At 53.4% G+C, this 14,340-nt stretch carries 10 protein-coding genes; 1 reads left to right on the top strand and 9 read right to left on the bottom strand.

The genetic code is table 11. From position 1 onward, the window contains the following. Window positions 1-143: 143 nt before the first annotated feature. The 9 genes from tyrS to smc form a co-directional block, all read right to left on the bottom strand. Entirely contained in the window at window positions 144-1,436 is a 1,293-nt protein-coding gene (tyrS, locus tag Q7J88_RS06825) for a tyrosine--tRNA ligase (protein WP_303721414.1), read from the bottom strand. Between the two features lie 33 nt (window positions 1,437-1,469). Continuing rightward, window positions 1,470-2,249, bottom strand: coding sequence for a TIGR00282 family metallophosphoesterase (locus tag Q7J88_RS06820; RefSeq protein WP_303721413.1), 780 nt, complete (start codon window positions 2,247-2,249; stop codon window positions 1,470-1,472). 105 nt (window positions 2,250-2,354) lie between these two features. After that, window positions 2,355-3,914 carry a ribonuclease Y gene (gene rny / locus Q7J88_RS06815; protein WP_303721412.1) on the bottom strand — a complete coding sequence of 520 codons (1,560 nt, stop codon included), beginning with the start codon at window positions 3,912-3,914 and terminating at the stop codon, window positions 2,355-2,357. 35 nt (window positions 3,915-3,949) lie between these two features. Further along, window positions 3,950-4,522, bottom strand: coding sequence for a 5-formyltetrahydrofolate cyclo-ligase (locus tag Q7J88_RS06810; RefSeq protein WP_303721411.1), 573 nt, complete (start codon window positions 4,520-4,522; stop codon window positions 3,950-3,952). A gap of 367 nt (window positions 4,523-4,889) precedes the next feature. Then, window positions 4,890-5,171: a cell division protein ZapA gene (locus Q7J88_RS06805; protein ID WP_303721410.1), complete on the bottom strand. Its 282-nt coding sequence runs from the start codon at window positions 5,169-5,171 to the stop codon at window positions 4,890-4,892. Then, the gene (locus Q7J88_RS06800; RefSeq protein WP_303721409.1) at window positions 5,168-5,359 is read right to left on the bottom strand and encodes a hypothetical protein; all 192 of its coding nucleotides are present in this window, start codon (window positions 5,357-5,359) and stop codon (window positions 5,168-5,170) included. The genes Q7J88_RS06805 and Q7J88_RS06800 overlap by 4 nt, the downstream gene beginning before the upstream one ends. Before the next feature lie 26 nt (window positions 5,360-5,385). Further along, the gene (ftsY, locus tag Q7J88_RS06795; protein WP_303721408.1) at window positions 5,386-6,519 is read right to left on the bottom strand and encodes a signal recognition particle-docking protein FtsY; all 1,134 of its coding nucleotides are present in this window, start codon (window positions 6,517-6,519) and stop codon (window positions 5,386-5,388) included. Between the two features lie 314 nt (window positions 6,520-6,833). After that, on the bottom strand, window positions 6,834-7,196 hold the full coding sequence (locus Q7J88_RS06790; protein ID WP_303721407.1) for a roadblock/LC7 domain-containing protein: 363 nt from the start codon (window positions 7,194-7,196) through the stop codon (window positions 6,834-6,836). A gap of 38 nt (window positions 7,197-7,234) precedes the next feature. Next, entirely contained in the window at window positions 7,235-10,780 is a 3,546-nt protein-coding gene (gene smc, locus Q7J88_RS06785) for a chromosome segregation protein SMC (protein WP_303721406.1), read from the bottom strand. Window positions 10,781-11,000: 220 nt separating this feature from the next. On the opposite strand from smc, the gene Q7J88_RS06780 reads away from it, so the two are divergent. After that, window positions 11,001-14,105 carry an AsmA-like C-terminal domain-containing protein gene (locus Q7J88_RS06780; RefSeq protein ID WP_303721405.1) on the top strand — a complete coding sequence of 1,035 codons (3,105 nt, stop codon included), beginning with the start codon at window positions 11,001-11,003 and terminating at the stop codon, window positions 14,103-14,105. Window positions 14,106-14,340: the final 235 nt, after the last annotated feature.

The following is a 14,340-nucleotide window of genomic DNA, read 5'->3' as shown; positions in this document are numbered from 1 at the left end:
CAACGGAGCGCAGTTATATACAATCTCTGCCCTCACCGTCAATACTTTTTTTCAGCTTTTTTCGCCCTACAGAAAACTTTACGGCAAGTGTTCAATTTATCGAACTTTTCCGCATCTGTCAAGCAGCCAAAAACCGGATTAAATCACACTGCCTCAATGATAGAATAGCTTTTCTTGCCTTTTTGCACCAATATATAGGAGCCGTTAATCAGATCCGCCCCCGTCACCAAGTACTCCGAATCAGTCAATTTGGCCCTGTTCAGGCTAAGTCCGTTTCCTTTTATCGTACGACGCAATTCCCCTTTGGAAGGGAAAATGTCCGTTTCAGTGGCAAGCAGTTCCACAACAGGTACGCCAGCATTGAACTTGGAGCTGGCTATTTCATAGGTCGGCACCCCTTCGAACACCGAAAGGAAGGTCTCTTTATCCAGCCTTGCCAAGCTCTCGGTCGTACCCTTGCCAAACAGAATCTGCGAGGCTTCCACAGCCCTGTCGTATTCCCCCTCGCCATGGACCATACAGGTTACCTCTTTGGCCAAGCGCTTCTGCATTGGTCGCAGATGAGGAGCGGCTTCCTGTTCCTTGACTAAAACCGCCACCTCTTCTTTCGTTAAGAGGGTGAAGATTTTAATGTACTTCTCGGCATCTGCATCAGAGACGTTGAGCCAGAACTGATAGAACTTATACGGCGTGGTCAATTTCGGATCGAGCCACACGTTGCCGCTTTCCGTCTTGCCGAATTTGCCGCCATCGGCCTTAGTGATTAGCGGGCAAGTCAGGGCAAAAGCCTCACCACTTTCTTTTCGGCGGATAAGTTCCGTGCCGGTCGTGATATTTCCCCACTGATCTGAGCCGCCCATTTGCAGCTTGCAGTTCTTCTCACGATAGAGATGCAAAAAGTCGGTTCCCTGAACGAGCTGGTAGGTAAATTCAGTGAAAGACAGTCCGGTTTTCGATTCTTCACCGAGGCGCTTCTTGACGCTGTCCTTGGCCATCATGTAGTTGACTGTAATATGCTTACCGATGTCTCGAATAAACTCAAGGAAGGTAAAATCCTTCATCCAGTCGTAATTGTTAACCAACTCGGCAGCGTTGGCCGCATTCGACCCAAAATCAAGAAACTTCGCCAACTGCTGCTTTAAACACTCCTCGTTATGCCGCAGGGTCAGTTCGTCGAGCAGATTCCGTTCCGCCGATTTCCCCGACGGGTCACCGATCATCCCGGTCGCCCCGCCAACCAGCGCGATCGGCTTGTGCCCGGCGAGCTGAAAATGCTTGAGCATCATCACGCTGACCAAATGTCCGATATGCAGCGAATCTGCGGTCGGATCGATGCCAACGTAGGCTGCGGTCATCTCTTTCTGCAGTTGTTCTTCCGTTCCGGGCATGATGTCGTGGATCATGCCGCGCCAAGTCAATTCTTCGACAAAGTTCATTTTCAACTCTTATATTTTCAATGGATGAAGATCTTACGGACCTACCTGAATGCGTTCTATCGCCTCACAGCAACCCGTCTCTTCGTTAAGACTCAACAACACCCCGCAAAGGAGCGGATCTTTTTTTGCAGCCTCCAGACGCACCGGCAACTGGGTCAGAAACCTCTCCATTGCTGGCTCTTTCTGGTTGCCAATAATAGCATCCTGACTGCCGGTCATCCCGGCATCGGTGAGATATCCGGTATGCCCGCCCAAGATTCTTTCATCTGCCGTCTGCACATGCGTATGGGTACCAACAACTGCCGACACCTTGCCGGAAAGAAAATACCCCATTGCCTGTTTCTCACTAGTCGCCTCGGCATGAAAATCAACAAAGACAATCGGTGTCTCTTTGCGCAACTCGGCAACAAGCCCATCAGCAGCACGGAATGGGCAGTCGAGATTTTTCATAAACACCCGCCCCTCAAGGTTCAACACGCCTACCTTAATCCCGGCTGCCGTCTCATAAACTCCGGAACCTCGACCCGGCATACCCGGCGGATAATTGGCCGGACGCAGCAAACGGGCTTCTCGCTCCAGTGCCTCATTGATTTCCTTCTTGTCCCAGATGTGATTGCCGCTGGTCACCACATCGACCCCGGCATCAAACAGTTCGCGCAACACCGATGTGGTTAAACCGAACCCAGCTGCCGCATTCTCACCATTGGCTACTACCAGATCGACCATTTGCTTGTCGATTAAACGATCAAGATGCTCTGTCAGAATTTTACGGCCAGCCCGACCGACGATATCACCTATAAACAACAGCTTCACGCTGCACACTCCCAATAAAAAGCAGGACTCATGCTACCTTCTGCAATGAAGGGAGAAGGTAGCATGAGTCCTGCACAGGGTAAACAGATTGTTTTTTATCGCGATCTACTTCGCGTATTCGACAGCGCGGGTCTCGCGAATAACATTGACCCGAATCTGCCCGGGGTAGGTCATTTCCTGCTCTATCTTATGCGCGATATCCTTGGCAAGTACGTGTGACTGTTCGTCAGAGATCTCTTCGCTGGCAACCATCACGCGAATCTCACGGCCGGCCTGAATGGCAAAACAGCCGGTAACGCCGCCGAAGGAAGTACCGATCTGCTCCAGATCGCGCAACCGCTTAACATAAGTCTCAAGCGTTTCACGCCGCGCACCAGGGCGAGCTCCAGACAAGGCATCCGCTGCCTGGACCAGAATCGCCAGCACTGTATCTGGCTTTTCATCTTCGTGGTGCGCGGAAATGGCATGAACGATCTTCGCCGACTCGCCATACTTGCGTGCTAGGTCCCCTCCGTTAACTGCATGCGAACCTTCCAGTTCGTGACTGACCGCCTTGCCGATATCGTGCAGCAGACCAGCACGCTTGGCCTGCTTGACGTTGATTCCCAACTCGGAGGCCATCATACCACAGAGAAAGGCGACTTCGATCGAATGAACCAATACATTCTGCCCGTAAGAGGTGCGGTACCTGAGCATGCCGAGCAGCTTGATGATTTCCGGATGAATGCCGTGGACGCCAACATCGAAGGTCGCCTGCTCGCCAGCTTCACGGATCGCTTCATCGACCTCTTCACCAGCCTTTTCAACCAGTTCCTCGATCCGGGCCGGGTGAATCCGACCATCAGCGATCAAGCGCTCGAGCGCAATTCTGGCAATCTCGCGACGCACAGGATTGAAACCGGAAATCACCACCGCTTCCGGAGTATCGTCGATAATCAGATCGATGCCGGTCGCTGCTTCAATGGCACGGATGTTCCGCCCCTCTCGACCGATAATCCGCCCCTTCATCTCATCCGACGGCAACGGAACAACGCTTACGGTTTTTTCCGCAACAAAATCACCAGCATAACGCTGAATCGCCAGCGCCATTATCATTTTGGCCTTACGATCCGCAATCTCCCGGGCTTCATCCTCGATTTGCTTGATGCTCTTCGCGGCATCATGTTTTGCCTCGCTCAGCATCGAATCGAGCAACTGCTGCTTGGCCTGCTCGCCACTCATTCCGGAAATTTTCTCCAGCTGGGCATGTTGATCTGCAAGCAACTGGTCGATCTCGGCAGTCTTCTTGTTCAGCTGATCATTCTGCTGCTGCAGCTGGTTTTCCTTTTTATTGAGCTCGTTGCTGCGCTGATCGAGCTGATCGAGCTTACGATCCAAGTTTTCCTCCTTCTGCTGGAGTCGATTCTCCTGCCCCTGGATCTCCCGTCTCAGTTCACGCGCCTCCTTCTCCCAATCATCCTTGGCCTGCAGAACAACATCCTTGGCCTGAATTGTCGCCTCTTTGAGAACCGTTTCAGATTCTTTGCGAGCATCTGCAATAATCTGTTCGGCAGCAACCTTGGCGTTAGCAACCGTCGACTCAGATAGCTTGTGCTTCAGTATCATGCCGAGAAAAACCCCGATCGCCAAAGCGATCAGAACCATAACGATCAATAAAATATCCATCTGCACGGCCAAACCTCCCTTTGCAGAGTTTATGGTTAACCTGCCGTATCTTTGCGACAGGGGATAAGCTGCGTTTCGGTGACCACATAATCGAGCTGCTGATCATGCTCTTCTATCGGCAGAGAGTCACAGAGCTGAAATTCGTAACAGAGTCCGACACTTACCGTCGACTGCGCCATCCGCGACAGCTCGCGGTCATAGAAACCTTTGCCATAGCCGAGACGGAACCCGTCCTGATCGAATGCCACCCCCGGCACGACCAGCAAATCGATCATCTGAGCATCCAGTTGCTGATCGCCAATCGGCTCAGCTACTCCGAACGCTCCGGGCTGTAATTCGGCAAGTGACTCAATGGCGACAAACTGCAAGCCGTCACCAGCCACCCGCGGATAGCAGACCTTTTTCCCTTGCGACCTAGCAATCGCTAAAAGGTTATCGGTATGGACTTCGTTGTTGATCGGGCTGTAGAGCGCCAGAGTTTCAGCAGAACAAAAACATTCTGCAGCGACCAAACGCTGCTGAATCCGCAAACTCAGTTCGTGACAGGTTGCCTCGTCCAACTGCTTGCGAAGATGCAGCTGCTGCTGTCGCGTTAAATGTTTTTGCATGGCGGAGAACTCCGGCGAACCGCAAGCCTCCAGGGCAGGAAGAAGCTGAATGGGCAGACACTAAAACGAATTGTAAATTAAACCTGCGTCCCGCAACAGGTTGAAGCAATGCCATCTATCTGGAACCACTACGGCTTACCGGGCAGAAAAATCCTATAAACCCTTAAAAAACAAAGACCTTATTGAAGTCACCCTCATCTGGCTTATATCTTTGTGGTTCCCGTAGTCGGGAGCTAAAACAGCGCACAAAGCGCCTGTATCAATTCGAAAATGCCGTACCAATCTATCTAAAAGCCCTGGATATCAGGGTTATTTTCTAACGTCGAATACAGACGTATTTATTCATAATATACTCGGGCTAATACTTTTAGCAACCAGAAACAGAACGTTCCAACTGTTCAACCAACTCGCGTATTCGTGAATCGTTCTGTTTTTGTTGCACCTGCCCATCAACAAGTTGCAGATATTTGCCGGCCAGATTCAACAAGGTCAGAACCGTCAGATCACGCGTATCGACCGTCCGGCCAGCAGCGGTCTCTTCCAACATCTGGCAAACGAAATTGGCGACCCTCTGTACCTGCTGCTCAGATTGATGACTGCGCAGGGAATAATCGCGCCCCAGAATCTGCACCTGAATTGTCTGACTCATATATCCTCCAACTCCAAGCCATCAAGACGTTTCAGTGCTTGGCCGACTTCTTCCAGAAGCTCTGTCTTTTCCTGTTGCCAGGCCACTTTTTCCTGCCTGAGTTGATGACACTCCTGCTTCAACTGGTGGTTCTGGTCGAGCAACTTACCGACCGCAGCATCCAATCTCCTCAACAGTTCATCCGCCATAAGACAACCTTTAAGAAATCGTGCAACTATTCCTCAAACAGAGCCGAAACAAACATCTCCGGATCAAAGGGACGCAAATCCTCAACCCCTTCTCCGATACCTACAAAACGTACCGGCAACGTTAACTCCGCCGCGATGGCAATGACTATACCACCTTTTGCCGTCCCATCCAGTTTGGTCAAGGCGATACCGTCCAACTGAACCGCCTCGTTAAACAGCTTGGCCTGGGTCAGCGCATTCTGGCCGGTGGTCGCATCGAGAACCAGCATCGTTTCATGCGGCGCACCTGGAATCTCCCGATCAATCACCCGGCGGACCTTCTTGAGCTCCTCCATCAGGTTGACTTTCGTATGCAAACGACCGGCGGTGTCAAGGATCAAGACATCTGCCTTTCGCGCTACCGCCGCTTTAGCAGCATCGAAAGCAACTGCGCCGGGGTCGGCGCCTTCGGCATGGCGGATCACATCAACGCCGGCCCTCTCGCCCCAGATTTCCAGCTGCTCTGCGGCTGCGGCGCGGAAGGTATCACCAGCTCCAAGGATCACCTTTTTCCCAGCTTTGGCCAACTGGTTGGCCAACTTGCCGATAGTGGTTGTCTTACCAACCCCGTTAACACCAACGACCATGATTACAAAAGGCGATTGGCTATCGAAATCAAGCGGCTTGCTTTCGATCTGCAAGATCTTCTGCAGTTCAACCATCAACAGTTGCCGAACCTGGGTCGGGGATTGCAAATCTCCCTTTGCATGACCTGTTTCCAGCTTGCCGATTAGATTTTGAGTGGTCTGCATGCCGAGATCGGCGGTAATCAGGATCTCTTCAAGTTCCTCAATCAGACTGTCATCTATGGCGGAGCTGCCGCGTAGCAAACTGTCGATCCGACCGACCAGCGACAACTGGGTCTTTGCTAGCCCACGCTTGAGCCTCTCGAACAGGCTGAGGGTCGGTTCCGGCGTAATTTCAGCTTCGACTTCAGCTTCGACTTCAGCTTCGACTTCAGCTTCGACTTCAGCTTCGACTTCAGCTTCGACTTCAGGCTTCGGCTTCGGCTTCGGCTTCGGCTTCGGCTTCGGCTTCGGCTTCGGCTTCGGCTTCGGCTTCGGCTTCGGCTTCGGCTTCGGCTTCGGCTTCGGCTTCGGCTTCGGCTTCGGCTTCGGCAACCCCTTTCGGTTCTTTTTTCGGCCGCCGTAACAGCGACAGCAGCAGCAGAATTCCAAGCAGCACAACCAGGGTCACGCAGAGATAGACGATTCCCAACGCCGCAATCTGACGATACTCTTCCGGCACCCCCAATCCGGCCAGCCAACCGGCCAGATCGGCGACCAACTGGTTTAACCAGGCAATAAAACGTTCAATCTGATGTAAAGCAGCCTGAGATCCGTTCTGCACAATCTCTTTAATCTGCTGCAAAATCTGTTCGGTATTCACTTCCCAATCTCCTGCTTCAGCCTAAAATGCTGAAATTCGACAACATCTAAAATTCAAATTCGGGCCGCAGCTCAGCAACACAGCAGCGCATTCTAAATGCAGCCGGCGATGCAATCGACTGCGGTCCGAGAGTCAACACCAGAAAGTATTCATCTGTCAATGGGGCAAGCAAAGTTTTGTTCTCCCCGGTGCGTATCAGCACCTCCTGTAAGACACCACAGTCGATCCGCGCCATGGCATCTCTCAGCAACTGCAGAATAATCCCATTATGGGCTCCGAAGACCTTGATATCGTAATCTTCCATCCGCGCGACATGATCGACTGCCTCGCCTTCCCAATCGATAATGATCGCCCCGAGAGCACCGGGGATATCTTCCAACAATCTGTTAAGCAATGACTTAAACGGCATCCCAACCTCTTCATTTCCGCATCTAACAAGCGCTGAACTTACGCGCTTGCCGCAACCGGTCCTCCTCCGTCCAGTCGTTCATTGATCCGCACCGAAACCAGTTTCGAAACCCCTGGCTCCTGCATGGTGACCCCATACATGGTATCAACGATCGACATTGTCCGCTTGCTGTGGGTGATAATTATAAACTGTGATTGTTCGGTCATCTCGCGCACCATCTCGGCAAAACGGTCGATGTTGGCATCATCGAGTGGAGCATCGACCTCATCGAGGACACAAAACGGCGTTGGCTTGATCAGGAACAGCGAAAAAATCAACGCCACTGCCGTCAGTGCCTTTTCCCCGCCGGAAAGCAGGTTGACATTCTGCAGCCGCTTGCCGGGTGGCTGCACGATAATATCGATCCCGGTTTCCAGCAAGTCCTCTTCGTCTGTCAGTCGCAATTCGGCCTGCCCGCCGCGGAACAATCGGGGAAAAACCTGCTTAAACCTTTCATTGACCAGCTCGAACGTCTCCTTAAAACGCCTCCGAGTCGTACGATTGATCTGATTGATCGCTTTCTGCAGGTCGCCGAGCGATTGGTTCAGGTCGTCCCGTTGCTGACAGAGGAAATCGTAACGCTCTTCCAATTCGCGATACTCATCTATCGCCATCAGGTTGACCTCGCCGAGCGCTTCGATCCGGCGCTGCAAGCTCTGCAATTGCCGTTGCTGACGCTCCAATTCATCTTCGGTCGCTTCCGGCACCTGATGCTCTAGCAGATCGACCCGGTACCGTTCCAGTACCCCCTGCCGAACCGCCTCGACATCGACCAGAAATTCATGATGTCGCAGCTGCAAGCGGGCAACCTCTTTGCGCAGCCCCTCCGCTTCAGAACGCACTCCACGCAACTGATCACGAAACTCATCCAGTTGCTGACGTTGCTGCTCATAACGTTCGCGAATCGACAGGCTGACCTTCTGCTGTTCTTCGCGGCGATCGAGCATCAGGTCCAATTCAACCTTTAAGCGCTCATCACTCACCAGCAATTCCTGGTGTTCAACGCCACCCAACTTTTGCCGCTGTTGCAACTGGCCGCTACGCTGTTCCATCTCCTGCTGCTGCTTCGCCAGACGCACCAGCGTATCGTTCCCCCCCCGCTGTTGCTGCTGCATCGCCGCCAAGGCAACGCGCCGCTCTGTCAATTCCTCGCGGGTGCCATCCAACTGCTGCCGAAGTTGCGCCAAGTGCTCTTGTAGCTCGGTCGTCTGCTGTTCAAGGTTCCTCTGGCTGCTGTCCGACTGCTGGCTATCTGTGTTCAACTCCTCTTTTTCGCGTTGCAGCGCAACGGTCGTCTCTTCGACCAGCTCCTGATCGAAGCGGATCAAGTCGAGGCGCTCAACAATTCGGCTGGATTCATTCTGCAGTCTCTCCAGATCCTTCGCCAACTCGAGGGCCTGCAATTCCAGGCGATGGCCCTCCCCTGCAATGGCGCCCTGCTCTTCCTCAAGCTGCAGCAACTCTTCGCGTAGGTCATCAAGGACACGCTGTTGCTGCTTGAACCCTTCTTCTTGGGTGGCAATTTCACCGGCCAGTTCTTCAATCTGCCGCTTTTTGCGCAGCAGGCCAACGCTGTCGACCACCTCGGCACCACCGGTTAACGTGCCACGCCAGCTGAGGCTGCGTCCTTGCCGATCGATCAGCAACAAACCGGCCGGCATCTCAGCAGTAGCAAAGTCGGTCACCGTTTTAACCAGATAAGCACCAGCCAACAAGCGCTCGACAAGCGCCTGTTTTCCCTTTCCCGCCTTGACCAGACTGCTTAAAGGTGTGCCAGCAGAAAAAGTAACCTCTGGAGTCGTCCGTTCCGGTAATAGTAGCGTCGCCCGTTGCCTTTTTTCCTGCAACAGCTGCAGTGCGCCATCGAGCAGCCCAAGCTCATCAAGCGGCACCGCTTGCAACCTGTCACCGAGAGCCACCTCCACCGCAAGTTCGTACTCAGGATCAACCTTGAACAGATCGGCAGCGATCCGGTCCCAACGTTGCCCATCTGCCAGAAGCACCCGCACCCCTTCGGCATAGCCATCGAGGTTGCGCTCCATCTCCTGCAACGATTCCTGCCGGGAACGGTTCTTCTCCAGTTGCTGACGCAGCTCGCTCAATTCGGCATCTTGGCCCTTGATCTGAGCTTCCTTCTCCTGCCGACACTGATGCAGACAGCGATTCCGCTCCGCCACCTGTACCTGTTGCTCACGCACTTTCTGCGACTTCGATTCAGACTGTCGTTGTTGTTCGATCAGCTCCTGTTGTTGCTCCTGCACCCGGATCGAATCGGAACGCAATTGGTTGCGACGTTCTTCCTCCAGCTCCAAGCGCCGATCTATTTCATCGCGGCGGTTGGCCATGCGGCTTGCTTCGGCGAGCAGTTCCATCAATTCGCGCCGACTATTTTCCAGTTGCGCCTCAAACTCCTGCTCTTGGGAAAGGGACTGCTGTAGCCCTTCTTCCTGCACCGCAACTTCCTGTTGTACCGTTTCCAGCCGCGCTGCGTAATTATCCTGCTCCTGCTGAAGTTGTTGCTGTTCTTCCTGCATCGCAGCCAGCCGTCCGGCCAGATTATTCATTTCTGCCTGCAGTTCCTGGTCCTGTTTCAGCAGATGCTCGCGCTGCCGTGCCGTCAGGGTCAGCTCATTTTCAACCCGCTGGGTTTCCGAGGCCAGATGATAAACCTTCTCCTGCGCCTGATTCAGCTCGGTCTCAACCACAGTCAGCTGCAGCTGTCTCTCTTCCAGTTGCAGTTCTCCATCTTCCAGCCGGGCATCTAGCCGTTCCAAGATAGTCGCCTGCTCGCATTCCTGCTTGGCGAGCAATTCGATTTCCCCCTTCAGCTCCTGAAAACGGTTGCCGGCAAGACAAAGTTCGATCCGCTTCGCCTCACCACGATATTCGCGAAACTGCTCCGCGCGCTGCGCCTGCCGTTTCAAACTACCAAGCTGGCGACGCACTTCTGCGATGATATCTCCCAGGCGCACCAAATTCTGCTTGGTCGCATCCATTTTGCGCAAGGCGGTCTTTTTGCGCGCCTTGAATTTAGTCACCCCGGCCGCTTCTTCGATCAGGGTGCGCCTCTCCTCCGGTTTGGCACTGATCAACATGCCGACCTTGCCCTGCTCGATAATCGAATAGGCACGGGCGCCAACCCCGGTATCCATGAACAGCTCGGTGATATCAAGCAGGCGGCAGGCCGTTTTATTGATCAGATATTCGCTGTCGCCGTTGCGGTACAGGCGACGGGTCACCATTATTTCGGCGTAATCCTTATAGGCCGGGGGACAGATCTTGGCACTGTTGTCGAACACAACCGACACTTGGGCCATGCCGTGCGGCTTGCGGCTTTCACTGCCGCCGAAAATGATGTCTTCCATCGCCCGGCCGCGCAGATAGCGGGCATTCTGCTCGCCCATCACCCAACGGATGGCGTCGATGATATTGCTCTTGCCGCAGCCATTCGGCCCAACGACACCAGTGATCCCGTGCTGAAAGTCGAGAGAAACCTTATCGACAAATGATTTGAAGCCGAGGATGTCGAGACGCTTGATCTTCATTCTGGTGGAGAAACCTGTCTGCCGCTGGAAGCTCGCAGGGAGCTAAGGCATTGTTAAATGACAAAAAAGGGCGCGTAATACTATCAAGGGGGCGCAGACATGTAAAGCGCCAGATGTCGCACTCCCCCCTTTGTCTCTTGCCGGTCCCAACAAGAAGAGTTATAATGCTTTAATCAACCATGCGTTACCGTCAACAACCCTCACTCCTTGATCAGCATTGATGAACTCTACAGTCGTAAAAATCTTGAGCAGAACCATCTATTTGCTGTTGCTGCTTATCGTGGTGTTGGTCGTTCTTGGTTCGATCATCATCAGCCAGCTCGACCTAGACAACTATCGTTATGAGCTCGAGCAGGAGCTGAGCACCGCTTTCGAACAGCCGGTCAGCATCGGCTACAGCAATCTGACCTTCAACAAAGGGATTGCGCTGCGTTTTCGCGACCTGCGCATCGGCCCTGAAGATGCACTGGTCGCCGAGATCCCTTACTTAACCGCGACATTAAAAATTGCGCCTCTGCTAGACCGAGAAATTTTCTTCGATCGGATCGAGCTGGAAGAACCAAAGCTGCAGTTCTGGTTCCCGGTCAATAATCGCCCGGAACATGGAACGCCGAAGGAGCTGACCAGCAAATTTGGCATTCGCATTTTGACGATCCGAGATGCCAGCCTTAGGCTGCACCAACGCGAGGAAGAAACCAGTCGCGAAATACTGGATCTGCAGCAACTACAGATCGAGTTGCGGAACTGGCAGCCTAACAAGATTGGCGTCCTGAGCATTAACGGAAAAATCGCCCAGGCCGGCCAACCGGCCGAGTTCAGGATGGCCGCAAAACTCCCAATCTCTATCACCTCCGAAGGTTGGAGGGGAAATGAGCTGTTTTGCGAACTCCAGATTGACAATCTATCGACTCACATCAGCAGCCCCCCCGTTTATGATCTGCCGAGCCATCTCAATTTTCATACTGCCCTCTCTGGAACTCCGGCGGAAAAAGCTCACATCGAGGCCTCACTCACAGCCTCCGGCGCTTCCCCACTTTTCACAATGTCCAGCAACTGGAAATCTAGTCCAACTCAGGAAGCATTCTCCGATTTCGCCGGGCAACTACTCGGCTTGCCGCTGGACGGAGAATTTCATCTCACCCGCAACGAGCAACAGCGCCATTTTACCGGCCAACTCGAAACTCGGAACATCCCTCTGTCACCGCAGTTATTGAAGCGCTGGCAGGTTCCCAATGCCGCCAAGCTGGTGGCCGGCGAACTGGAGCGGCTGGGCGTGGTAATCGAAAAAAGCTGGCCGGCGGAACAGTTCCCCACGGGGCTTCCCCGCTTTGAGGCCGAACTCACTCTGGCCGATCTCGAATGGACCGACAACAGCTTGCGGAAGATACAGGACTTTTCCACCAAACTGTCTCTGGCGGACTATCAGTTGGAGATCCATGACGGCATCTTGATTGCCCGCGGGCAGCCGATCTTTTTTTCCGGCCGGATCAAGGAACTGTTTCAAACTCCGCAACTTGATCTTCAGTTCAACCTTCAAACACAAATGCAAGACGTCGGCACCCAGCTGACATTGCCCGACACCTGGACCCTGTCCGGCCCGCTGGCAGCGACCCTGCAACTGTCCGGCCCGCTTCAGCAGCCTGCTTTTCTGCTGCAGACCGATCTCTCGGCCACCGACCTTTCCCTGGGGTCGCTGCTGCAAAAAAGAGCACAACACCAGAGCAGCCTGCTGCTGAAAGGTTGGGTCGAGAAAAAACAGCTACAGCTTGAGCGTCTTGAGTTTCGCCTGCCAGACTTATTGCTTTCGGGGAACGGCCGTTTTTCCACCGAGCCGGAAGCTAACTTCTTCCTGCTCGATATCGATCCGATCGATCTTGTTAAGCTGCAACCGTTATCCCCGCTGCTGAAAAAACTGCAGCTGCAGGGCGTTGTGCATCCGCACCTGGAACGGAGAGCTGAAGGCCTGTTTACCAACTTGGAGTTGTCTGATGTCGGTGCCCACCTGAACCATATTGTCGGAGACCTCAACCGGGCCTACGGACAGATTGAAATCGATCACCTCGGGTTGCGTTTCAACAACCTGCAGGCCCGTTTCGGCGATTCCTCTTTCACCCTCAGCGGACAGATGCCGGGCTGGCAGGATCCGCACCTCGACCTGCACCTAAAAAGCGACCTGGTTCATGCTCGGGACCTGATTTTCAGAAGCCCCAGACGAACCCTTTACAACCTGGACGGGCAGTTGCTGATCAATAGCCAGGGGATGGCGTTCAAGCAGGTTACTGTGCAGCTCGAAGAAGAGACCGATGTGATCGTCACCGGTAGCCTCGACAACTTCAAGGATCCACAGGTCAAGCTTGAAATCGAAGCGAAAAAAGCGAACATTGATGAGGTGATCGACCTATTTGTCGGCCCCCCTAAAAAAGCCGTTCCCAAACACAAGAAACCGAGGCGGCCACTGCTGATTACCGCAAAAGCAGAACAGGGCTCAATCGGCGAGCTGCAATTTACCGATGCAGAAGGGCTGATTAAAGACCAGAACGGGGTCTTTACCATCTATCCGCTGCGCTTTTCCAGCGGTCACGGCTACTGCTTGGCCCGGGTCGAGTTTGACCGGAATTATCCCGAGTCTGTACTAAAAGTCTCCGGGCATGCGGAAGGCATCGTAGCCACGGTGCTACATCAGGATCTGTTCAAAGAGCGAGGCCTCATCAACGGGGCGCTACGTGGCGATTTCTACCTGCAAGGGGCACTGGCGGGCAAAGGCTTTTGGCAGAACGCCGTCGGCGGGATTCATCTTCAGGTCGAAAAAGGCACCCTACGCAAATTCCGCGGGCTGGCCCAGGTCTTCTCGTTGCTTAATGTCTCGCAGCTGTTCAGCGGCAATCTTCCCGATATGGATAAAGAAGGAATGCCATTCACACTGCTGGAAGGGTCGGTCCGAATCGCAGACGGCCGAGCTTATACCGAAGACCTGAAAATCAACAGCGAGGCGATGAATATGTCGCTGATCGGCAGCCAGAGTCTGATCGACGGCAGCCTCGACTATCAGCTGGGAGTGATGCCATTGCGCACCGTCGACAAAGTAATCACCTCGATCCCAATTGCCGGCTGGGTGTTGGCCGGCGAGGACAAAGCCCTGTTGACCGCGCACTTCAAAATTGAAGGCCCTGGTGATTCACCCAAAGTCACCGCTATCCCGGTCAGCACAATTTCCGAAACAGTTTTCGGCATTTTCAAGCGCACCCTCGGCCTGCCGGGAAAACTGGTCAAAGACATCGGCTCGATCTTCAAAACCAAACCGAAAAAAAAGGAAGAGACCGAATAATCGAAATCGCTGGAACGTTTAACACTTCGCCGGGAAGTCTCCTTCCGAAAGGTGGGAGATGAAAGGCGAAAATGTTTTTTTGTTGTAAAACGTTCAGTTCTATCTGATTATATAAACATGAGATACAGAACAGACAAGGGTGCGCATTCGGTATACAGTCTTCAGTTCCACTATGTCGCATGCGTCAAGTACAGAAAAAAGGTCTTCAGCGACAACATTTCTTCTCGCCTTAAGG

This window comes from Malonomonas rubra (assembly GCF_003247215.1).
GTDB classification, from domain to species: domain Bacteria; phylum Desulfobacterota; class Desulfuromonadia; order Desulfuromonadales; family Geopsychrobacteraceae; genus Malonomonas; species Malonomonas rubra_A.
The sequence above is the reverse complement of the archived record's forward strand: the minus strand, read 5'-3'. Positions and strand labels throughout refer to the sequence as shown.